20 protein-coding genes are annotated in these 22,479 nt (G+C 68.5%); all 20 read right to left on the bottom strand.

Translation table 11 applies throughout. The features are described from left to right. Window positions 1-28: 28 nt before the first annotated feature. Window positions 29-1,114, bottom strand: a complete 1,086-nt coding sequence (locus BN1186_RS11810) for a potassium channel family protein (protein ID WP_052460110.1) — start codon at window positions 1,112-1,114, stop codon at window positions 29-31. Window positions 1,115-1,118: 4 nt separating this feature from the next. Continuing rightward, a complete protein-coding gene (locus tag BN1186_RS11805) occupies window positions 1,119-1,667 on the bottom strand; it encodes an adenine phosphoribosyltransferase (RefSeq protein ID WP_040284263.1) in 549 nt (182 codons plus the stop codon). Continuing rightward, window positions 1,664-2,812, bottom strand: coding sequence for a protein translocase subunit SecF (secF, locus tag BN1186_RS11800; protein WP_040284262.1), 1,149 nt, complete (start codon window positions 2,810-2,812; stop codon window positions 1,664-1,666). Before secF ends, BN1186_RS11805 begins: the two co-directional genes overlap by 4 nt. Beyond that, window positions 2,812-4,410, bottom strand: a complete 1,599-nt coding sequence (secD, locus tag BN1186_RS11795; protein WP_180349074.1) for a protein translocase subunit SecD — start codon at window positions 4,408-4,410, stop codon at window positions 2,812-2,814. Before secD ends, secF begins: the two co-directional genes overlap by 1 nt. Before the next feature lie 2 nt (window positions 4,411-4,412). After that, window positions 4,413-4,823, bottom strand: a complete 411-nt coding sequence (yajC, locus tag BN1186_RS11790; protein WP_052460108.1) for a preprotein translocase subunit YajC — start codon at window positions 4,821-4,823, stop codon at window positions 4,413-4,415. 90 nt (window positions 4,824-4,913) lie between these two features. After that, window positions 4,914-5,936 carry a Holliday junction branch migration DNA helicase RuvB gene (gene ruvB, locus BN1186_RS11785; protein ID WP_040284261.1) on the bottom strand — a complete coding sequence of 341 codons (1,023 nt, stop codon included), beginning with the start codon at window positions 5,934-5,936 and terminating at the stop codon, window positions 4,914-4,916. Then, window positions 5,933-6,553, bottom strand: coding sequence for a Holliday junction branch migration protein RuvA (gene ruvA / locus BN1186_RS11780; RefSeq protein ID WP_040284260.1), 621 nt, complete (start codon window positions 6,551-6,553; stop codon window positions 5,933-5,935). The genes ruvB and ruvA overlap by 4 nt, the downstream gene beginning before the upstream one ends. Further along, the gene (gene ruvC, locus BN1186_RS11775) at window positions 6,550-7,062 is read right to left on the bottom strand and encodes a crossover junction endodeoxyribonuclease RuvC (RefSeq protein ID WP_218975495.1); all 513 of its coding nucleotides are present in this window, start codon (window positions 7,060-7,062) and stop codon (window positions 6,550-6,552) included. Before ruvC ends, ruvA begins: the two co-directional genes overlap by 4 nt. 19 nt (window positions 7,063-7,081) lie before the next feature. Continuing rightward, on the bottom strand, window positions 7,082-7,858 hold the full coding sequence (locus BN1186_RS11770; RefSeq protein WP_040284258.1) for a YebC/PmpR family DNA-binding transcriptional regulator: 777 nt from the start codon (window positions 7,856-7,858) through the stop codon (window positions 7,082-7,084). A gap of 98 nt (window positions 7,859-7,956) precedes the next feature. Continuing rightward, a complete protein-coding gene (locus BN1186_RS11765) occupies window positions 7,957-8,907 on the bottom strand; it encodes a GNAT family N-acetyltransferase (RefSeq protein ID WP_040284257.1) in 951 nt (316 codons plus the stop codon). Window positions 8,908-8,916: 9 nt separating this feature from the next. Further along, a complete protein-coding gene (locus BN1186_RS11760) occupies window positions 8,917-9,705 on the bottom strand; it encodes a lysophospholipid acyltransferase family protein (RefSeq protein ID WP_040284256.1) in 789 nt (262 codons plus the stop codon). Continuing rightward, window positions 9,702-11,219 carry a lactate racemase domain-containing protein gene (locus tag BN1186_RS11755; RefSeq protein WP_040284255.1) on the bottom strand — a complete coding sequence of 506 codons (1,518 nt, stop codon included), beginning with the start codon at window positions 11,217-11,219 and terminating at the stop codon, window positions 9,702-9,704. Before BN1186_RS11755 ends, BN1186_RS11760 begins: the two co-directional genes overlap by 4 nt. 16 nt (window positions 11,220-11,235) lie before the next feature. After that, the gene (locus BN1186_RS11750; protein WP_052460107.1) at window positions 11,236-13,584 is read right to left on the bottom strand and encodes an HAD-IB family hydrolase; all 2,349 of its coding nucleotides are present in this window, start codon (window positions 13,582-13,584) and stop codon (window positions 11,236-11,238) included. Then, entirely contained in the window at window positions 13,577-14,314 is a 738-nt protein-coding gene (priA, locus tag BN1186_RS11745) for a bifunctional 1-(5-phosphoribosyl)-5-((5-phosphoribosylamino)methylideneamino)imidazole-4-carboxamide isomerase/phosphoribosylanthranilate isomerase PriA (protein WP_040284254.1), read from the bottom strand. Before priA ends, BN1186_RS11750 begins: the two co-directional genes overlap by 8 nt. An 84-nt stretch (window positions 14,315-14,398) precedes the next feature. Continuing rightward, window positions 14,399-15,007 carry an imidazole glycerol phosphate synthase subunit HisH gene (hisH, locus tag BN1186_RS11740; protein ID WP_180349094.1) on the bottom strand — a complete coding sequence of 203 codons (609 nt, stop codon included), beginning with the start codon at window positions 15,005-15,007 and terminating at the stop codon, window positions 14,399-14,401. Further along, a complete protein-coding gene (gene hisB / locus BN1186_RS11735) occupies window positions 15,007-15,615 on the bottom strand; it encodes an imidazoleglycerol-phosphate dehydratase HisB (protein WP_040284253.1) in 609 nt (202 codons plus the stop codon). The genes hisH and hisB overlap by 1 nt, the downstream gene beginning before the upstream one ends. Next, on the bottom strand, window positions 15,612-16,694 hold the full coding sequence (locus BN1186_RS11730) for a histidinol-phosphate transaminase (RefSeq protein ID WP_040284252.1): 1,083 nt from the start codon (window positions 16,692-16,694) through the stop codon (window positions 15,612-15,614). Before BN1186_RS11730 ends, hisB begins: the two co-directional genes overlap by 4 nt. Beyond that, entirely contained in the window at window positions 16,691-17,992 is a 1,302-nt protein-coding gene (hisD, locus tag BN1186_RS11725; RefSeq protein ID WP_040284251.1) for a histidinol dehydrogenase, read from the bottom strand. Before hisD ends, BN1186_RS11730 begins: the two co-directional genes overlap by 4 nt. Before the next feature lie 11 nt (window positions 17,993-18,003). Continuing rightward, on the bottom strand, window positions 18,004-18,573 hold the full coding sequence (locus tag BN1186_RS11720) for a hypothetical protein (RefSeq protein WP_052460106.1): 570 nt from the start codon (window positions 18,571-18,573) through the stop codon (window positions 18,004-18,006). Further along, window positions 18,566-22,111 (bottom strand): DNA polymerase III subunit alpha, encoded by a 3,546-nt coding sequence (gene dnaE / locus BN1186_RS11715; RefSeq protein ID WP_040284250.1) that lies wholly within the window; start codon window positions 22,109-22,111, stop codon window positions 18,566-18,568. Before dnaE ends, BN1186_RS11720 begins: the two co-directional genes overlap by 8 nt. Between the last annotated feature and the right edge of the window lie 368 nt (window positions 22,112-22,479).

Below are 22,479 nucleotides of genomic sequence, written 5' to 3'. Positions count from 1 at the left end.
GCGGCAACCCGGCGCCGGGGGTCTCGGCTCAGTCGTCGTCCTCGTCGTCGGTACGCAGCAGTTCCTTCGACACCGGCGGGTGCGCCCGGCGCACGACGATCAACTCGTCGCCCGTCTCGATGCGGGTGGCTGTCTGGTCGTAGAAGCGGCGCAGCGTCCCGTTGCGAATGAGGCCGATGACCCGCTCCCCCAGTACCGACGACGGGGGCTTGCCCACCTCGTCGGCCTCGGCCAGGCGCTGGTGGACTTCCAGGCCCTCGGCGCCGGTGAGCATGTCCTGCATGATGGCGCCCAGGTCCGGCCCGATCGCCGAGAGGCCCAGGAGGCGGCCGACGGTCTCCGCGCTGGTGACCACCGAGGACGCCCCGGATTGCCGCACGAGCGCCACGTTGTCCTGCTCCCGCACCGAGACGATCACGCCCGCCGTGGGGTTGATCTGACGCACGTTGAGCGTGGTGAGGATCGAGGCGTCATCGCGGTCCAACGAGATGATCACCTGCCGTGCCTTGGCGACCTCGGCGCGGCGCAGCAGCCGCCGGCGTGTGGCGTCGCCCTGGAACGCCGCCAGGCCGTCGAGATTCGCCTCGTTGACGGCCGCGGCCGAGGCGTCGATGACCACGATCTGTTCGGCCTTCTCGCCCTGCCTGCGCAGGGTGTTGACCGCGCTGCGACCCTTGGTGCCGTATCCGATCACGACGATGTGGTTGCGCATCTTTTTCCTCCAGAGGCTGTCGCGGATGCTGCGGCTGCCCTCCTTGGTGAGCACTTCGATGGTGGTGCCGACCAGCAGCACCAGGAAGGCGACACGGACAGGGGTGATGACCAGTGCGTTGATGAGCCGCGCGTGCGGGGCCAGCGGGGTGATGTCCCCATAGCCGGTGGTGGTCAGCGTGACCGTCGAGTAGTACAGCGCGTCGACGAAGCTGATCCCGTCGCCTGCGGTGTTGTCAACGTAGGCGTCCCCGTCGATCCACACCAGCAGCGTGGAGATCAGGAGCAGCAGGAGGGCAAGGAGCGCGCGTCGGGCGAGCTCCTTGAACGGCGAGGTGGAGATGCGTGGGAGGCTGACCAGCGACAGCACGCCGCCGCGCCCGCCTGCCTGCAGTTTCGCCATGGGCTCAGACTGTCACCAGAGCGGTGCAGTTGTCGATGCCCCGCTCCGCGAGGCGTTCCCGCCCGCCGAGGAAGCTCAACTCCATCACCACGGAGACGTGCACCAGTTCCGCGCCCATCTCCTTGAGCAACTCAGCCGTCGCACCGACCGTCCCGCCGGTGGCCAGCACGTCGTCGACGACGAGCACCCTCGCCCCGGGACGGATGGCGTCGCGATGCATGGTGAGGGTCTCCGAGCCGTACTCCAACTCGAACGAGTGGCTGATGGTCTCCCCGGGCAGCTTGCCCGGCTTGCGCACCGGCACGAAGCCGGCGCCCAAGGCGAGGGCGACGGGGGCGGCGAAGATGAACCCGCGCGCCTCCATCCCCACCACGACGTCGATGTGCTTCGGCGCGGTGGTCACCAGCTCGGTGATGGCGGCCTGGAATCCCTTCGCCGAGGCCAGCAGCGGCGTGATGTCCTTGAACACCACGCCCGGCTTCGGGAAGTCGGGCACGTCTACGATCAGCTCCCCGACGAGTGCGCGGCGGGCAGCCGACTCCTGCGGCGTCACTTCCTCTTCTTACGCTCGGCGCGGGTGCCGCCGGTGCGTCGCTCGCGACGCTCCCCCGGCATCCTCGTGGCGGGGGCGACAGTTGCGCTGGGGGCGTCGACGGTGGCGTAGGCCGCATCGCTGCCTGCGACTGGGCTGCGGTGGGCCGCCTTGGCCTCGGAGCGCGCCTTGCGGCGCTCGAGGCGCTCACGGTGCTCCACCATGGCGGGCTCGCGCTCGCGGAGCCAGGCCAGCAGCGGGGCGGCGATGAACAGCGACGAGTAGGCACCGGCGATCATGCCGACCAGCAGGGCCAGACCGAGGTCCGCCAGCGGGCCGCTCTGCAGGAAGGTACCCGCGATGAACAGGGCAAGGACGGGGAGCACACCGATCAGCGTGGTGTTCAGCGACCGCACAATCACCTGGTTGGTGGCGAGGTTCGCCATGTCCGAGTAGGTGTGGTTGGTGTCCTCGATGTTCTTGGTGTTCTCCCGGATCTTGTCGAAGACCACCACCGTGTCGTACAGCGAGTAGCCGAGGATCGTGAGCACACCGATCACCGTGGACGGCGTCACGGTGAAGCCCACCAGCGCGTAGACGCCGACGGTGACGATCAGGTCGTGGAACACCGCGACGATGGCGGCGATCGACATCTTCCAATCCCGGAAGTAGAACGCGATCAGCAGCATCACCAGGACGGTGAACACCACCAGCGCGATGATGCCCTGCCGGGAGATCTCCTTACCCCACGAGGCGCCGATGGCGTTGTAGGTCACGTCCTCAGGTGCGACGCCGGCGATCTCGGCGATCTCACCGCGCGTGGTGGCAAGCTCGCCAGGATCCAGGGACCGCGTCTGGATGCGGATCTGGGATTCGCCCAGGGAGAAGACCTGCGGGTCCAACTCGTCGACAGTGAACTCGCCGGTGTGGCTTCGTACGTCGTCGACTGTGGTGGCGGTGACCTCCATGGGAACCTGGAAGTCCGTGCCGCCGCGGAACTCGATGCCGAGCGTGAGGCCACGGATCAGCACCACGAGGAGGCTGAGCGCGATGATGGCGGCCGAGATGATGAACCACAACTTGCGGTGACGGATGAAGTCGTAGGACAACTGCCCCGTGTAGAGGCGGTTGGCGAAGCTCTGCTTCTTAGCGGTGGGCTCAGACATCACGCCTCCTGCGGGGTGGTCGACGGTGCGGCGGAGGCGCGGCGGAAGCGGCGGCCGAGAAGGGAATCACGGGAGACCCCCATGTGCTCGGCATTCAGACCGGACCACTTGTGGCCGTGGCCGAAGAACTTCGTGCGGCCCAGCAGTTCCACCATGGGCTTGGTGAAGAAGAACACCACGATGAGGTCGAGGATGGTCGTCAGGCCCAGCATGAACGCGAAGCCCTTGACGCTACCGACGGCCAGGATGAACAGCACCACGGCCGAGAGAAGCTGCACAGCATCGGAGATCACGATGGTGCTGCGCGCCTTCGCCCAACCGGACTGCAGCGCCGATTTGAGGGATTTGCCCTCTCTGATCTCGTCTCTGATGCGTTCGAAGTAGATGACGAAGGAGTCTGCCGTCATCACGATGCCGACGATGGCACCGGCGATGCCGGGCAGGTTAAGCGCCACGCCCATCGTGGTACCCAACAGCACCATCAGGGCGTAGGTGGCCAGGCCGGCCACCAGTACGGAGGCCACCACGACGATGCCCATCGCCCGGTAGTAGATGAAGGCGTACAGGGCCACGAAGATCAGGCCGATCAGGCCCGCGATGAGGCCGACGCGCAGCTGCTCGCCGCCCAGCGTCGCCGAGACGGTCTCCACCTGGGAGGGCTCGAAGCTGATCGGCAGCGCACCGAACTTCAGCACGTTGGACAGCGCAGCCGCGGACTCGGCGGTGAAGCCGCCACGGATGATGGCCTCACCGTTGACGATGCGGTCCTGCGCGGTGGCAGCCGATTCCACGATGCCGTCGAGGACGATGGCGAACATGTTGTTGGGCTCCGGCTGGCCCACGAGGGTGCCGGTCAGCTCCGACATCTGGGCGGTGCCGGTGGAGTTGAAGGCCAGGGTCACGGCGTACTGCAGCTCGCCCTGCGGGATGCCGAAGGAGGCCGTGTCCAGCTCCTGGCCGCGGATGACGGTGGGGCCCAGGAGGTACTTCTGGATGCCGGTGTCGTCACAGGCGGCCAGCGCGCGCGTGGGGTCTTCGTGGGTCTCGTCGCCGCACTGGAAGGCCTCGAAGTATTCGAGATCTGCCTGCGTGGGTTGGTAGTTGATCGCCGCGGAGGTGTCGAGCGGCTGCGGGTCCTCGCCGGCCTCGGTGGGTTCGGCCGGAGCGGTCGGCAGGCCGGGTAGCGCGTCCTCACCGACCGTCGAGGGGTCCGTGGCCGGGCCGGTGCCAGCCCCGATGTTGAGGATCCGCCGGAAGGCCAACTGCGCGGTGGCGCCGACGAGCTCAACCAAATCGTCGCGGGAAACGTTGGGGGCGGAGACGACGATGTTGCGGTCGCCCTGGACCGCGACGCTCGCCTCACCGACGCCGAGGCCGTCGACGCGCTGGCGGATGATGTCGCGCGCCAGCTCGAGGGATTCGAGGCTGACGTTGCTGTTGGTCGCGGTCAGCGTGATGGTCTGGCCGCCTTGCAGATCCAGGCCCAGCTTGGGCGTCCACGTCTTCGTGGCCGCCATGATGGTGAAGAGGCCTGCCAGAATCAGCAGGAATACGAGGAGGACGACGCCTGGGCGTGACCTCTTAGCTTGGGTTGCCACGGTTACTTGGGATCCTCGGTGCGGTTGGGGTTCGCTTCATCGGCGTACGGGTCTGGGGTGGTGTCATCGGAGCTGTACATCTGCTCCAGCTCCTCGTCGGAGATCACGGCCTCGGTGGCCAGCGCATCGGCGGGAGCGTCGTCGAACTCGAACTCCTCCTCATCCGCGGTGACCTGGCGCGCGACGTTGCCCTTGAGGACGGTCACCTCGGCGCCGGGCGCCAGCTCGACGATGAGTTGGCGCTCACCGACATGCACGACGGTGCCGAACATCCCGGAGGTCAACAGCACGCGGCTGCCGGGCGCCAGCTGCGACTGCATCTCCTGGTGCTGCAGCATCCGCTTGCGCTGCGGACGGATGATCAGGAAATAGAACAGCGCGAACATCGCGATGATCATGATGATGAAGTCCATAAGGCTTTCTCCGAAGGTAGGTGGGCCACCGCTCAGAATAGCGGAGGCCGTCAGAATCTCCGTACCGACCGTACGCGAGCGCCGAAACGCTCAGTCGAACAGGGCGGGGTTCTGGGCCGGAGGCCTCAAGCCCAGGTGTGCGTAGCCGGCCCTGGTGGCCACTCGGCCGCGCGGCGTGCGCACCAACAGCCCTTCCCTGATGAGGAAGGGCTCAGCGACCTCGGAGACGGTTTCGATCTCCTCCCCCACGCTGAGCGCAAGGGTGGAAAGCCCCACCGGGCCGCCGTCGAACAGGTTGCACAGCGCGGTCAGCACGCCGCGGTCGAGGCGGTCCAGGCCGCGTTCGTCGACCTCGTAGAGCTCCAACGCCGCCCGGGCCACGCCGCGGTCCGCCTGCGGGTGGCCCTTGACCTGCGCGAAGTCGCGGACCCGCCGCAGGAGCCGGTTGGCGATGCGCGGCGTGCCCCGCGAGCGGCGCGCGATCTCATCGGTGGCATCGGGGTGGATGTCGACGCCGAGCTTGGCCGCGGAGATCGTGACGATGCCGGCCAGGTCCGCGGGGTCGTAGAAGTCCAGCTGTCCCGTGAACCCGAAGCGGTCCCGCAGCGGGCCCGGCAACATGCCGGCGCGTGTGGTGGCCCCCACCAGGGTGAAGGGAGGCAGCTCGATGGGGATCGCGGTGGCACCGGGCCCCTTACCGACGATCACATCGACGCGGAAATCCTCCATCGCCAGGTACAGCATCTCCTCGGCGGGCCGCGACAGGCGGTGGATCTCGTCGAGGAACAGCACCTCCCCCTCATCCAGGCCGGAGAGGATGGCCGCCAGATCTCCCGCGTGCTGGATGGCCGGCCCCGACGAGATGCGCAGCCCTGTGCCCATCTCCTCGGCGATGATCATGGCCAGGGTGGTCTTCCCCAGCCCGGGAGGGCCGGAGAGCAGCACGTGATCTGGGGTGGTCCCCCGGTGCCGGGCCGCGTCGAGCACCAGACCCAACTGCTCACGCACCCGGGGCTGCCCGTCGAACTCTGCGAGCGTCTTGGGGCGCAGGGCCGCCTCGTAGTCGCGTTCCTCCAACTGCGCGTGGGGATCGGTCTCGGCGTGGTCCGTCATCGCTTCGCCAGGGAGTTCAGTGCTGCGCGCAGACGCTTGCCGATGGGGATGTCAGGGTCCTCTTCCACCAGATGGGCCACGTTCTCGCAGGCTGCCTCGGCGTCGCGGGCGGACCAGCCCAGGGACTGCAGGCCGTCGCTGACCTGCACGCGCCACAGCTCGTCGGCCGACGGCTTCTCGGTGGCGGCATCCGGAGCGGCGGGCTCGTCCAGACCCAGCGCCGCCACCTTGTCCTTGAGCTCGATGATGAGCCGCTGCGCGCCCTTCGGGCCGATGCCCGGCACCGTGGTCAGGCGCCGGACGTCCTCGGTCTGCACCGCCCGACGCAGGTCCGTCGGGGTGAGGACCGACACGATGGCCAGCGCCACCTTCGGCCCCACACCGGAGGCGCTCTGCGCCAGCAGGAACTCCTCGCGCTCCCCCGGTTCGAGGAAGCCGTAGAGCGTCATGGAGTCCTCGCGCACCACCATCGAGGTGTGCAGCGTGGCGACCTCGCCGGGGCGCAGCCCGGCGGCGGTACTGGGCGTGATGAACACGAGGTAGCCCACCCCGTGGACATCGAGCACGCATTCGGTGGCGCCGGCGGTGAGCACGGTGCCGGTGAGTTGTGCGATCATCGCTTCCCCTTGGCTGCCGCGACGGCCGCGGCGTAACGGTTGGTGCCGGCCCCACGCCACACGTGGGTCACGGCGATGGCCAACGCATCTGCTGCGTCGGCGGGTTTCGGAGCCTCGGCCAGGCGGAGGATGCGCGTGACCATCAGGCCCACCTGGGCCTTGGCTGCTGACCCCGAGCCGGTGACGGCGGCCTTGACCTCGGACGGCGTGTGGAACTCCACCGGCAGGCCCCGCCGGGCCGCGGTCAGCGCCGCGACCCCGGCGGCCTGGGCCGTGTCCATCACGGAGTTGAGGTTGTGCTGGGCGAACACGCGCTCGATCGCGGCCGCCTCCGGCTGGTACTGGTCGAACCACTCGGCGAGCCCGTCCTGGAGGGCGACGAGACGCCTGGCGACGTCGAGCCCCGACGGGGTGCGGACCACCCCGACAGCCACCAGCTTCGGGGGCCTGCCGACGGTGCCGTCGACGATGCCGATGCCGCAGCGGGTCAGGCCGGGGTCGATGCCGATGACGCGCATGCCCTCCGGGTCACTCCTCGGAGGCTTCGAGCGCGGCGGCGGCCTCGGGCGTCAGGTCCAGGTTGGAGTAGACGTTCTGCACGTCGTCGGAGTCCTCCAGCGCATCGATGATCTTGAAGACGCGCTTGGCGACCTCCACGTCGTCGACCGGGGTCTCGAAGGTGGCGACGAACTCGATCTCGGCGGAGTCGAACTCGATGCCCGCCGCCTCGATGGCCTTGCGCACCTCGTCGAGATCGGCCGTGTCGCAGCGGGCGGCCCACGTCTCGCCCTCGTCGGAGACCTCCTCGAGCCCGGCGTCGAGTGCCGCCTCGAGGATCTCGTCCTCGGAGACCTCACGGTCAGCCTGCTGCTTGGGGACGGTGACCACGCCCATGCGGGTGAAGCCGCGCTGCACGGAGCCGATGTCGGCCATGGTGCCGCCGTTGCGGGTGACCGCGACGCGCACCTCGGAGGCGGAACGGTTGCGGTTGTCGGTGAGGCACTCGATCAGCAGGCCGACGCCGGCCGAGCCGTACGCCTCGTACATGATCGTCTCGTAATCAGCCCCACCGGATTCGGCCCCGGAGCCGCGCTTGACCGCGCGGTCGATGTTGTCGTTGGGCACCGAGGACTTCTTGGCCTTCAGGATGGCGAGCTCGAGGGCGGGGTTACCTGCCGGGTCACCGCCGCCCATGCGGGCGGCCACTTCGATGCCCTTGATCAGCTTGGCGAAGAGCTTGCCGCGCTTGGCATCGATGATGGCCTTCTTGTGCTTGGTCGTGGCCCACTTGGAATGACCCGCCATAGGTATCCCACCTGTTCTCTGCTCGGGGTTTGGAATCTGTGCTTCCGGAAGCTTACAGGCACGCGGTCGGCCCGGCGCGCAGCGCACGCCGGCCAGGCTCAGTCGACCAGGCGCGACAGCAGGGCCACGGCGTCACGGATGTCGTAGCCGAGCTCGCCCGTGAAGCGTTCGATGCCGGCGCCGTCGGCGGTGTCGATGCCGATGCCGGCCTCCGTGCAGCCGGAGTCTGCCATCGCCTGCAGGCACCGCGACAGCATCCCCAGCGCCACTCCGCGGCCCCGGTACTCGGGATGCACCCCGAACCGCTCCGTCCAGCCGGCCGGCGCGTCACCCTCGCCGCCCTCGTCCAGGCCACTCATGGCGTAGCCGACGACGCGGTCGCCGTCGAGCGCGACGACGGACCAGGCGTAGCGGAAGGACTCCTCGTCGAGCCGCCCCCTCCAGTCGACGTCGGTGACGTCGCGACCGCCCATGAGGGCGAAGCAGTGGTTGTGCAGAACGCGCACCTCGTCGGTCATGGAGACGTCCAACGGCGCGAAGGTGAGCCCGTCGACGTGATGGAGCCGGACCGGTTCGGTGAGGTCGCGCTGCAGGTCGTAGTAGAACCGTTCGGTGGTGAAGCCGAAGTGGCTGGCCACCTTCTGCGTGCCGGGACGGCTCATGTCGCTGTAGCAGCCCAGCCACAACTGCTGTCCGGGCCGGTGCTCGTCGCGCCAGGCGATGGCCCTGTCCACCTGCCAGCGGAACAGCGCCGTGCCGATCGCCTGGTGACGGTGCACCGGGTGCACACCCCCCATGAGGTAGATGCGCACCGGGTCCGTGTCGGCCAGATAGCTTACGCCGAAGGCCGACAGCGAGTGGTAGGCGTCCCAGCCTCCCACGGCCATGTCCTGGCCGATGTACAGCTCCGAATCCGTGATCGCGCTGGCCAGGCCGGACAGGACGGAGTTGTCCAGAGCGTCGAGCTGCTGGCGGAACTCCTCAACCTCCGCGGCATCCCCGGGCTCAAGGAAACGCCACGTCAAGTGCGGTTCAACGTAGGCGTCCATGGCTCCACCCTATCGCCAGATGCGCTGTCGATCCTCGGGTTTGGGCGCACTTTGCACCCACAGCCGGTGCCAGCGGGGCTTCGGCGAAACCGCCTCGGGCTCGCGGTGGCCCTGGCGTCGCTGCTCCACGGTCCACCAGGACAGTTCACCCTCGTGCACGAGCTGTTCGACGCGGTCCTGCAGCTCCGCTGTCGCCTCGGTCAGGCTGCGGCCACGGACGTAGACGGGTGCGCCGAAGCGGATCGAGACCTTCGGCTTGGTCCGCAGCGGGAGCTTCAGGATGTCCTTGAGCTTGAACGTGCCGACGAGCCCCACGGGCACCACAGCCACGTCGTGCTGGTTGGCGAGCCCCGCGGGCACCTGCGAGAAGTCTCCGACGAGCCTGCCGGGCGGCGGATCGTCGGTGAAGACCAGCACGTTGCGGCCGCGGGCGAGGGCCTTCGACAGGCCCATGTGAGCCGGTCGCATCCGTGACGGCAGCGCCATGCGCAGGATCTGATGGTCCAGCACCCCCTGTTCGTTCGCGGCGAAGACGAAGGGCTGGCGCAGGCCGTGCAGCGCGTCGAGGCCCACCAGTTCGATGTCGAAGCGAAGTGACAGCAGCGCGAGCGTGAAGTGCCCCTGCGGGAACTGGGTACGTGGCCCGCGCTCGGCGTGGTGACGCTCGGCGGACGGGGCTCCGGCGGGCGGGCGGGCCGGCAGGCCAGCGAGGAAGCGCAGCGCGTCGCGGGGCCAGGTCAGTTTGGGCCTGGGCTTCGAGAGTCTGGGCTGTGCCCAGGACGGGAGGTCCCTGCTCATCGCACGTCGCCCAGTGCCAGGCCGGGGCCACGCAGGAAGGTGATGGCGGGCTGCTCCCCCACCGTTCCGGAGGCGATCTCCAGGGCGTCGGCGTACGTGCTGGCGGCGCGGTGCCCCATCAGCGCCGCGCTGCGTCGGTCCCCTCCCACCCAGATCACGTCGTTGAAGCGTGCCGCAGCCTCCGCGGTGCGGTACCACTGGTGGTAGACGCGCAGCGGGTGGTGGGCGAACTGCTTGCGGTACAGATCCAGGTACCACTCGTCGGCCAGGGCCTTGGGCTCGATCTCCGCCGCGATCGTCGAGGGATCAGTGCTGACGGGCAGCACCTTGGCGAAGAAATCTGCCGCGGCGGACTGGCGGCGGTTGGAGAACTTGTTGGGGAGCGGATGGAACCCGATCAGCACCCCGCCGTCACGCGCGTACGGCGTGCCCGCGTGCGCACCCGCGCACCGCACCAAGGCGTGGTGGGCTGCATCGAGCGGTGAGCCGGACGGGTCCTCCTCGATGGCGGCACCCCACACCGGGGTCACGAGCACGTCAGCCGAACCCTGGACCTCGACGGAGTTGCCGGCCTGCCACACCATCGCGGCCTCGCTCCGGACCGCGGCCGGCTGGCCGGCCACGACGTCAATGATCGCGTAATCGGCGGTCATCCTGTTGTGCAGGAACGACGCACCGTTGCGGGGCATGGCGGCCATCACCTGGCGAGCTGCCGTGTAGGCGAGCTTGTCTGCCAGGTTCCATTCCCATTCGCGCTTGGAGATGAAGCGCATGTTGCGGTTCAGGAGTGGCTGGCCCAGCACAGCGGTCAGGGCGAAGCCACGCACCTTCTGCGCGACCAGTGCCATGACCGAGTCGCGCGCCGCATCGGAGCCGTCGGCGCCGAAGAGCCGGTTGATCGTGGCCAGGTCCGTGAGGCCCTCGGTGATGGCGCAGTGCGCCTGCAGGCCGGTGGCGAGCCCGATGATCACCACCAGATCAGACTCGGCCACCCGACGGTTGAGCCGCACGGGAGCGCCGTCGATCTCGCCGACGGTGACCAGGTCGTCGCTGGTGACGTCGTGGCTGGTGATGAGCCCGTCCGGGAGGAAGCTGGTGGCCACGCGGTCCCCCAGGATGGCGGTGACCTGCGCGGGCGTCCAGCGCTGCCGCAGACCGTTGGCGATGACGAGTTCGACGTCGTCGACCCCGAGGCGCGCCGCGGTCTCGAGCACACGCTCGACCAGGGTGCGGCGGGGGTCGAATTCCGGGCGGGGCAGCGGCAGTTCGCGGTCCGCGATCACCAACGTGAGCTTGGTGTCACGGTTCAGGAGGCTGGCGAGGGGTTCGGCGTTGACCGGCGCGCTCAGCGCCGAGTCGATCAGCCCGGCGGGGTCGCTGGAGGCGACGGCATCTGCGGGATAGACCACCTTGGTGCCGACGCCGAGACGCTCCAACCGCAGGTCAGCCCCCGAGGGGGTCATGAGCGGTGGGGTCCTGTCGTCGACCTCGAGTACGAAACCGGGACGAGCCATCAGTTTTCCTTTCCGTTCACGACATCTTCCAACGCGGCAGGGGCGACATCTCCGGCCACTCGACGATCGACCAGCCCTTGGATTTGGCGGCGCGCATCAACCCGATGTCGGGGCTGACGGCCACGGGGTTGCCCACCGTGCTGAGCATGGGGAGATCCACGTGGCTGTCGGCGTAGCCGTAGCTGGCCGCCAGGTCGACGTCGTGCAGCTTGGCGTAGTGGTTGAGCCAGGCCGAGCGCGACTCGCCGACCATGGGCGGCCCGCTGAGGAAGCCGGTGCAACGCCCCGAATCGTCGGTGGCCAATTCGGCCGCGACGATGGTGTCGAAGAGGCCCTCGAACGGGCGGGTGAGCGGCCGCACGGCGCCGGTCATCAGGATGGTGGTGTGGCCCGCGTCCCGGTGCTCCCGGATGCGACGGATCGCGTCCGGCGACATCCGGTCGAGGATGAGCGGGGCCAGCTTCTCGTCGACGTATGCCTCGAGCGCCGCGAGATCTGCTCCGGCGTAGCGCCGGTAGATGGAGCGGAGGAAGACGCCGCGGTCACGACGCTCGGCGCCCAGATACAGCGGCAACTGCATGGCGAGGCTGGCCACCTCGCCGAGCCGCCGGACGGGGCTGAGTTCCGGCAGGCGGGCCCACAGGTACGTCTCCACGACGTTGGTGGCCATCACCGTGCCGTCGAGGTCGAAGGCGGCCAGCACCGTGCCGGGTTCGGCCGGCTTGAGCTCCTTGAAGGTGGCTGCGCGGGCCTTGCGGCGCTTACGCGCGGCCTCGAGGCGGCGCACCGGATCCGTGATGGCCGGGATGTGCACCTCCTCCATGTAGTGGTACCAGTCGAACGAGGCCGAGTCGAAGCCGAAGTTCTCCTTGTCATCCTCGTGCAGCGAGTTGTGCAGCGCCAGTGTGCTGTCGTCGACGAAGTGCAGCTCGGACTGGAGGTATTCGCCGTAGAGCGTGAGGTACTTGCCCAGGAAGCTGAGCGTCTTGGCGGTCTTGTCGAAGCTCGTCGCGATGGCGCGGGTCTTCTTGCCGCGCGGCGCGTAGCTGAGCAGCTTGTTGCCCACTTTGAGGCCTTTGTCGGCCACCCACATCATTTTCTCGATGGGCTCTGCGCCCGGGAACTTCCAGGTGGCCAGGGGCGTGGAGCCCTGCCCCGAGGTGTAGGGATGCTTGCTGAAGTAGCTGCGGACATGCTCGTAGATGCCGCGGAACGTCAGCGGGTTCCGGGCGCCCGAGGAGCCGTGGTAGTACTCCGGCTCCCCCACCGTCGGCTGGGTCGCACACACGGCAATGATGCCGTTGACGATGAAGTCGCACGGGATGATGTCGATGACCGCATCGGGTGAGGCGGGGAACTCCGGTAGCTGGCCGCGGCCGTAGGCCAGGATGATCGGATCGGCCATTTTGAAGCCCTCGATCCAGCCCGGATGCGGGTACTTCAGCGATGACTCGACGATGGCGGGCCGGAAGATCGAGGCCTGCATGTCGTGGGTCATGTCCGCCACGACACGCTCGCCCATCGCCTTGGCGAAGGTGTAGACGTCCGTCCAGCCCAGCGAGCGGGCCCGTTCGGTGCCTGCGGAGACCAGTTCCTGCTTGACCCATTCCTGGCGCCTGCGCTCGGTGTCCTCTGAGGTGGTGAGGTAGCCGGCCTGGCGGTGCAGCGCCTCGGCCTGCTTCCGCAGCACCGTTAGCTGCTCCGCGCTGCGCGAGCGGGCCTCGATGTGTTCGGCCATCGCCAACGCAGCGGCGGTCTCGGCCTCGTAGTCGATGTTGTGCACGTGGGCGGCCTCGGCAATGGCCCCGCGGCGACGGCCGGCCGTGTAGGCCGTCGAGACGTGCACGTAGTGCGGCACGCGCACCAGGTTGCCGTCCTCGTCCGAGCAGGATTCGCGCAGCTTCGTCAGCAGCGCCTTGGTGCCCACCACGTTGGTCATGAACGCCTGGTCGATGGGCGGGTCGAACGAGACGTCGCCGGCGCAGTGGACCAGCACGTCGATGTCGCGCGGGAGATCCGGCACCCTGGGCAGATCGCCCTCGATCACCTGGACGCGCGCGTCCATCAGCGCCTCGACGCCACCGGCGTCCTTGACGATGTCGGTGAAGATCTTCTTCTTCAGGAGGGAGGCCACCCGCTCCTCGGCCGTGATGGAGCCCTTGCGGCGGACGAGCACCGCGGTGGTGGTGTCGGGGCACTCGGCCAGCACCTTCCACAGCAACTGCTCGCCGATGAAGCCGGTCACGCCCGTCATGGCGATCTTCCTGCCGGCGAGCAGGTCCTTGATCCGGCCGGTCAGCAGGGGCGGCACGTGCACCCTGGTGGGATCCACCGGGCCGAACGTGCTGGCGGGAGCCTTAACCATCGATGGCACCCTCCGCCACGGCGAGGGCCTCTTCGATGGTGAACCGGCCCACGTACAGCGCGGTGCCCACGATGGCCCCCTCGACGCCGCGGTCGACGTGATGGCGGAGCGCCCGCAGGTCGTCGAGCGTGGCGATCCCGCCCGAGGCGATGACCTTCTTCCCGCTCCGTTCGGCGACCTCGAGGAGGAGGTCGACATTGGGGCCGGTCAGCATGCCGTCGGAGTTGACGTCGGTGACGACGAAGCGCTCGCAGCCGGCGGCGGCGAGCCTGTCGACGACCTCGTGCCACGGCCCACCCTCCGTGGTCCAGCCACGGGCGGCGAGGTTCTCGCCGCGCACGTCGATGCCGATCGCGATCCTGTCCCCGTGCTCGGCGAGGACCCGCTCGCACCATTCGGGATTCTCCAGCGCGGCGGTGCCGATGTTGACGCGGCGGCAGCCGGTGGCCAACGCCCGCTCCAGGGACTCGTCGTCGCGGATGCCGCCGGACATCTCCACCTGGAGGTCCAGTTGGCTCACGATCTCCCTGAGGACCTCGCCGTTGTTCCCGCGCCCGAACGCCGCGTCAAGATCGACCAGGTGGAGCCACTCGGAGCCACCGTCCTGCCACCTGAGTGCGGCCTGCAGCGGATCGCCGAATTCCTTCTGGGTGCCGGCGATGCCCTGCACCAGTTGAACGGCCTGGCCGTTGTGCACGTCGACGGCTGGCAACAGTTGAAGCTTCTCCACGACGCACAACCCTACCCCGTCGGGGAGCAGGGGCGATACCGCGCGCAGCCCCGATGGACGCCCACCCTGCTTCAGGCCGACGGGCTAACCGGTGGCGAGCCAGTTGGCGATCAGCCGGGCACCGGCGCGGCCGGACTTCTCCGGATGGAACTGCGTCGAGGAGACCGAGCCGCTCTCGATGGCCGCGACGAACTCAGCATCCTCGTGCCTGGCCCTGGCGATCAGCGCATCAGCCGGGCCGGTGGCGGCGGCGTAGCTGTGCACGAAGTAGAACCTCTCTCCCGCCAGCCCGGCCAACAGGCGGGAGCCCTCCGGTGCCGAGACGGTGTTCCAGCCCATGTGCGGCAGACGGCGGGCGGCGAGCGCGGTGACCTCCCCGTCGAACAGCCCCACCCCCGTGCTGCCGTCGCCGTGTTCGTGGCCCGCGTCGAAGAGGATCTGGTGGCCCACGCAGATGCCCAGCAGCGGGCGCTCCGCCTCCGCCCAGCCCCGGATCAGGTCCACGCCGCCTACCGCTCGCAGCCCCGCCATGCACGCAGCGAAGGCCCCCACGCCGGGCACGAGCAGCCCGTCGCATGTGAGCAGGTCCCCGTGGTCCGCCGAGACGATCACATCAGCCCCCGCGTTCTGGAACGCGCGGGCCGCAGAGTGCAGATTGCCGGAGCCGTAGTCGAGCAGCCCCACCCGCCGGATCAGAGCGCGCCCTTCGTGCTGGGGATGCCCTGCTGACGCGGGTCGATCTCGACGGCGTCGCGCAGCGCGCGGGCCAGGGCCTTGAACTCCGCCTCGACGATGTGGTGCGGGTCCCGGCCGGAGCGCAGCGTCAGATGCAGGCACAGGCCCGCGTTCAGGGCGAGCGCCTCGAAGACGTGGTAGGTCATGGAGCCGGCGTAGGGCACGCCCGAGCCGCCGATGAGGGCGTAGATCTGGCCTTCGGGCTCCCCCTGGCAGGTGACATAGGGCCGGCCTGCGACGTCGACCACGACCTCTGCCACAGCCTCGTCGAGCGGGACGACGGCGTGGCCGTAGCGGCGGATACCCGACTTGTCGCCCAGCGCCTCCTTCAGCGCCTGGCCGAGACAGATCGCCACGTCCTCGATGGTGTGGTGACCGTCGATGTGCAGGTCCCCCTCCGCCTTGACGCTCAGGTCGATCAGGGAGTGCTTGGACAGTGCGGTGAGCATGTGGTCGTAGAAGCCGATGCCCGTGGAGATCTGCGAGGTGCCGGTGCCGTCCAGATCGATGGAGACCGTGATGCTCGATTCGCTCGTGGTGCGCTCAACAGTGGCGGTGCGGGTCATGGGAGCCTTTCGGGGTTGAGGTCTGTCAGGGCGTCCTTGAGCGTGGCCATCTCCTCCGGCGTGCCGGCGGAGACGCGCAGGAAACCGGCGGGACCGGTCTCCCTCACAAGAATGCCCCTGTCCAGCAGCCGCTGCCAGACCTGGTGACGATCGGGGAAGCGCCCGATCAGCGAGAAGTTGGCTTCAGATTCGATGACGCCGTACCCGTGGGACCGTGCCCACTCCTCGAACGAGCGCGCCTCGGCGGCAAGTTCCCGCACGCGGGCGAGCATCTCATCGGCGTGGGCCAGCGCGACCCGTGCCACGGCCTGCGTCTGCGCGCTGAGGTGGTAGGGCAGGCGTACGATCCGGCACGCGTCGACGATCGCGGGGGCGGCCGCGAGGTAGCCGACGCGACCGCCGGCCAGCGCGAACGCCTTGCTCAGGGTGCGGGAGACCACGAGGCGTGGGTGCCTGTCGAGCAGTTCCAGGGCGCTGGGCCCGCTGGAGAACTCCTGGTACGCCTCGTCGGCCACCACAATCGCGTCCGTGGCGGCACAGACCTCGTCGAAGACCTCGAGGGGCACGGTGGTGCCGGTGGGGTTGTTGGGCGTGGTGATGAGCACGACGGTGGGCCGGTGCTCAGCGATCGCGTCGAGCACGAGCCCCGCGTCGAGCGTGTAATCCGCGCGGCGCTCAACGGTGACGTACTGCGTGCAGGTGTTGCGCGCGTACTCGGGGTACATCGAGTAGGTGGGCGTGAAGGTGAGCACTTTCCTGCCCGGGCCGCCGAAGGCCGTCAGCAGATGGCTCATGATCTCGTTGGAGCCGTTGGCCGCCCAGATCCGGTCCGCGGTGAGCCCGTGGCCGAGGTACTCCGCGAGGTCCTGCCGCAGGGCGCGGGCCTCGCGGTCCGGGTAGCGGTTCAAGGTGCCGGCTGCCGCCACGACGGCCGCGGCCATCTCCTGCCGCACGGCGGGAGACGGCGGGTAGGGGTTCTCATTGACGTTGAGCACCACCGGGACGTCGAGCTGCGGCGCCCCGTAGGGCTCCTCCCCCACAAGGTCCGCGCGGAGCGGGAGGTCGCCCAGGGAGATCATCGTGGCCTCCGCACGCTGATGGCGGCGGCGTGCCCCGGGAGGTTCTCCGCGTGGGCGAAGGCCTCGACGCCGTCGGCGATCGCCAGGAGGGCCGGCTCGGTGTAGCCGATCACGTGCACGGTGCGCATGAAAGAACGTACGGTGAGGCCCGATGAGTGGCAGGCGCAGCCGGCGGTGGGTAGCACGTGGGTGGAGCCGGCCGAGTAGTCGCCGAGCGAGACGGGGGCGTAGTCGCCGACGAAGATGGCGCCGGCGTTGCGGATGCGGGCCGCCACGGCCTCGGCGTCAGCGGTCTGGATCTCGAGGTGCTCGGCGGCGTAGGCGTCCGCCACAGCCACGGCCTGATCCAGGTCGCGCACCAGCACGATGGCCGACTGCTCGCCGGTCAACGCGGTGCGGATCCGGTCCTCATGGGCCTGCCCGTCGACCTGCTGGGCAAGCTCGGCCTGGACGGCCTCGGCGAGCGCAGCCGAGGGCGTGATCAGCACCGAGGCGGCCAGCGGGTCGTGCTCAGCCTGCGAGATGAGGTCCGCGGCGACGTAGGCGGGTTTCGCGGTGTCGTCGGCCACGATCGCGATCTCCGTGGGGCCGGCCTCGGAGTCGATGCCGACGATGCCGCGCAGTAGGCGCTTGGCTGCCACGACGTAGATGTTGCCGGGACCGGTCACCAGCGAGACCGGCTCGCACAGCCCCTCCACGCCGTGGGCGAACATCGCGATGGCCTGGGCCCCACCTACCGCATAGACCTCGTCCACGCCGAGGATGTGGCACAGCGCGAGGATGTTGGGGTGCGGCAGGCCGCCGAACTCCTTCTGCGGGGGCGAGGCCACCGCGATCGAGGCCACGCCGGCCACCTGGGCGGGCACGACGTTCATGATCACCGACGACGCCAGCGGCGCCAGGCCTCCAGGCACGTAGAGGCCGACGCGGTCGACGGGGATGTTGCGCAGCCCCACGCGGGCACCGTTGGCGAGGATGGCCGGCGACGGTGCGGGGTCGAGTTCGAGGCTCTCAGCCACCTGTCTGCGGCGACGGATCGACTCTGTGAAGGCGTCGGCGAGGACCGGATCGAGCTCGGCCGCCGCCTGGGCGAGTGCTTCGGCCGGCACCCTGAACGACTCGGGCGTGACCCCGTCGAACCGCTCCGAGAGCTCGCGTAGCGCTTCCTCACCCCGGATGGCGACGGCGTCGACGATGGGGCGCACCACGTCGAGAGCCGCATCCACGTCGAAGGTTCCACGGGGCAACAGCGAACGGTAGGGGCCATCGACCCCGGTGAAATCAAGATTGCGCAGCACGGTAACCCATCTTAGTGCGTGGGCGCGGGCTCCTCTGCGGGCTGCTCATCGGTGGGCTCCGGCCAGAACGCGGCCAGCAGCATCACGGGCGTGATGGCGGCGAAGGGGGCCACGATCAACGCGGCGAGGGAACGCAACTCGAGGTCCACGGCGACGACGTCCCCGGGAGACGCGGCGGCGAGCCGCTCCGCGAACCCCGAGGCCCCCACCGCCAGGCCCAGTCGCCAGGTCATGAGCCCACCGAGTGTCGCGGCCAGCAGGGTGCCGATGATGACCAACCAACCGCGCCGGTACAGCAGGAACCAGCCGGCGAGCCCCACTGTCAGCCCGACGATGCCGGTGATGAGCGTGAAGCTCGCGTCGGCTGCGATCATCGAGGCCTGCCCCCGCTCGGAGATCGAGGCCGTGAGGTCGTCCTGGATCAGGTACCTGGGCCTCGGCGCCGTCCGGGCCCAGAGCAGGCCGCCGAGAGCACCGAGCACCACGGAGCCGGCGACGAAGACGATGAGCCGCCACCAGTCGTTGTCCCACAGTTCCACCAGTTGGCTGCGCCGGGAGACCACCAGTAGGCCATCAGACATCAGCACCCCTTCCCATGCCCACGCAGGACGGGCCGAGCACGGCCTTCAGGTCGGCGAACAGCGCCGATGTGAGGTCCACCCGGTACCCGTCGCCGAGCCGGAACGTCTTGATCTTGGAACCGGTGCGCAGGTTGACGTGCACCTCGGCCGCACCAGGGTACTGGGCCAGGATGCCCTTGAGCCGGTTGACCACGCCGGGTGTGCAGCGCACTGCAGGCAGCGACAGCGCCAGCGGCCCGACGTTGCCCTCGGCGCTGACATGGGGGGTGATGATCTGCTGCGCCCGCATCCGGCCACGGTCCTCGCCGTCCTCGGCGATGCCTGAGACGGACACGATGGTGTCGGGCTCCAGGTACTGCGCGACCTGGTCGTAGACGCGCGGGAATACCGTGACCTCCAGCGAGTTGGTGAGATCCTCCACGGTGATGATCGCCCAGATGTTGCCGGCCTTGTTGACCCGCCTGTTCACCGAGGTGATCAGGCCGCACACCTTCGTGGGGCCGCGGTAGCCCTCCGTCGAGGCCACGGAGGAGATGGAGCGCTCGGAGTTGGACTGCAGCACGTGTTCGAGGCCGTTGAGGGGGTGATCGGAAACGTAGAGTCCGAGCATCTCGCGCTCGAACGCCAGCTTGGTGCGACGGTCCCACTCCTCCACCTCGGGCACCACCTCGCGCAGCGCCGAGGACGCGTCGTCGCTGCCCGTGTCGAAGCCGAAGTCGAAGCCGTCCTGGCCGTGTTCGGCGTTGCGCTTGAGGTCGATGACCGAGTCGACGGCGTTCTCGAAGATGCCCATCAGCGCTCGACGCGTGTGGCCCATCTCGTCGAACGCACCGGCCTTGATGAGGGACTCGATGACGCGCTTGTTGCACATCAGCAGCGGCGACTTGTCGAGGAAGTCGTAGAAGTCCTCGGCAGGTCCCAGCTTCTTTCGTTCCTCCACCCACGCGGTGACGACCTTGTCGCCGACGTTGCGCACGGCGCCCAGGCCGAAGCGGATGTTCTCGCCGACCGGGGTGAACATCACCTCCGAGGAGTTGACGTCAGGCGGGAGCACCTCGATGCCCATGTGCCGGCACTCGGCCAGGTACATCGCCGATTTGTCCTTGTCGTCGCGCACCGACTGCAGGAGCGCGGCCATGTACTCGACCGGGTAGTTGGCCTTGAGGTAGGCCGTCCAGTACGAGATGACGCCGTAGGCGGCGGTGTGGGCCTTGTTGAACGCGTAATCGGAGAACGGGACGAGGATCTCCCACAGCGCCTTGATCGCCCCGTCGGAATAGCCGTTGGCCCGCATGCCCTCGGAGAAGGGCACGAACTCGGCGTCGAGGACCTCCTTCTTCTTCTTACCCATGGCGCGGCGGAGCAGATCCGCCTTGCCCAGCGAGTAGCCGGCGACGCGCTGGGCGATCTGCTGGACCTGCTCCTGGTAGACGATCAGGCCGTAGGTGGTGTCCAGGATGTCCTTGAGAGGCTCCTCGAGTTCCGGGTGGATCGGGACGATCTCCTGGAGGCCGGTCTTGCGCAGCGCGTAGTTGGTGTGCGACTGGGCGCCCATCGGGCCCGGCCGGTACAGCGCGAGGGCCGCGGAGATGTCCTCGAAGTTGTCGGGCTGCATCTGGCGCAGCAGTGTGCGCATGCCGCCGCCGTCGAGCTGGAAGATGCCCAGGGTCTCGCCGCTGGCGAGCAGGTCGTAGGAGGCCTTGTCCGTCATGTCCTCGACGAGGTCGTCGAGGTTGAGATCGAAGTCGCGGTTGAGCTTGATGTTGCGCACGGCATCGTCGAGGACCGTCAGGTTGCGCAACCCGAGGAAGTCCATCTTGATCAGGCCGAGGGACTCGCAGCCCGGGTAGTCGAACTGGGTGATGATGGCGCCGTCTGCCTCGCGCTTCATCAGCGGGATGATGTCGATGAGCGGATCGGAGCTCATGATCACGCCGGCGGCGTGCACGCCCCACTGCCGCTTCAACCCTTCGAGGCCCTTGGCGGTGTCGACGACGGTGCGCACGTCCGGCGACGAGGAGTACAGCTCCCGGAACTCGTTGCCCTCGGCGTAGCGCTTGTGCGACTCGTTGAACAGCTCGTTCAGGGGCACGCCCTTGCCCATCACATCTGCGGGCATGGCCTTGGAGATCTGCTCGCCGATCGCGAACGGCATATCGAGGACGCGGGCGGCGTCCTTCACCGCAGCCTTGGCCTTGATGGAGCCGTAGGTGATGATCTGGGCCACCTTGTCCGAGCCGTACTTCTCCGAGACGTACTGGATCACCTCGGAGCGGCGGCGATCATCGAAGTCGATGTCGAAGTCGGGCATCGAGACGCGTTCCGGGTTGAGGAAGCGCTCGAACAGGAGGCCGTGCTGCAGCGGGCACAGATCCGTGATGCGCAGCGCGTAGGCGCAGATCGAGCCGGCGCCCGAGCCACGGCCGGGACCCACGCGGATGCCGTTCTCCTTGGCCCAGGTGATGAAGTCCGCCACCACCAGGAAGTAGCCGGTGAACCCCATCGACGCGATGATGCTGGTCTCGAACTCGGCGCGCTCGCGCACCTCGGCGGAGATGTTGCCCTTGTATCGCTCGTGGAGCCCGCGTTCGACCTCCTTGTGGAACCAGGTGTCCTCGGTCTCCCCCTCGGGCACCGGGAACTTGGGCATGTAGGTGCCCATGCCTTCGTCGAAGGACGTCTCGATGCGTTCCGCGATCGCGAGGGTGTTGTCGCACGCCTCCGGGAGTTCGCGGAACAGGGAGCGCATCTCCTCAGCGGACTTGAGGTAGTAGCCGTTGCCGTCGAACTTGAAGCGGTTGGTCTCCGCCTTGCGCGAGCCGGCCGAGACGCACAGCAGTGTGTCGTGGGCGTCCGCGTCGTGGGAATGGACGTAGTGGAGGTCGTTGGATGCCACCAGCGGCAGGTTGAGGTCTTTTGACAGTCGTAGCAGGTCCTTGCGGACCCTGGTCTCGATGTCGAGGCCGTGATCCATCAACTCGACGTAGAAGTTGCCCTCGCCGAAGATGTCGCGGAACTCCGCGGCGGCGGCCCGGGCGTTGTCGTACTGGCCCAGCCGTAGGAACGTCTGCACCTCGCCCGACGGGCAGCCGGTGGTGGCGATGAGGCCCTTCCCGTACTGGTTGAGCAGTTCCCGGTCCGCACGCGGCTTGTAGAAGAAACCCTCCAGCGAACTGCGCGTCGACAGGCGGAACAGGTTGTGCATGCCGTCGTTGTTGGCGGCCCACATCGTCATGTGGGTGTAGGCGCCCTTCGAGGCCACGTCGTCGCCGGTGCCGTCGCCGAACTGGACGCGCTTGCGCTCCGAGCGGTGCGTGCGCGGCGTCAGGTACGCCTCGAGCCCGATGATGGGTTTGACCGAGTAGTTCTTCGACGCCTTGTAGAACTCGTAGGCGCCGTAGAGGTTGCCGTGGTCCGTGATGGCGAGGGCGGGCATCCCCATCTCTTCCGCGCCCTTGAACAGATCGTGGATGCGTGCGGCACCGTCCAGCATGGAGAACTCTGTGTGGCAGTGAAGGTGTACGAAATTCTCAGCCACTGACAACCAACCTCCACTGAACCGACCGACAGCCACCCACCATACCTGCTCCCGCCGTCCGGTCCCTGAGCGTGAGCGCCCGCGCGAACAACGAACGGCCCCCGCAGCGCATTGAGCACCTCAGCCACAGCTGGTTGCCACACCCTCAGGATGGTGTGGGGTGTTGCCGAAACCGTGGCCGCTGTTGTTGCCGTCGTGTCCGGGGGCGGGGTACTCCGAAGGTGGTCGACACTGTCGGGCAACAACTACCTGGGTGGGGTCCGGGCTCGGCGCGCGTACTTGCATCCCCCCGCCCCCGGCCACTCCTTGACGCTGAGGCTGACCACAGGTGCCGGGCTGATGCTCTAGGGCGCTGGGGGTGTGAGCGG

Source organism: Tessaracoccus massiliensis (genome assembly GCF_000826065.2).
GTDB lineage: Bacteria > Actinomycetota > Actinomycetes > Propionibacteriales > Propionibacteriaceae > Arachnia > Arachnia massiliensis_A.
Note: the sequence above shows the minus strand (reverse complement) of the source record. Positions and strands in the feature narration are given on the sequence as shown.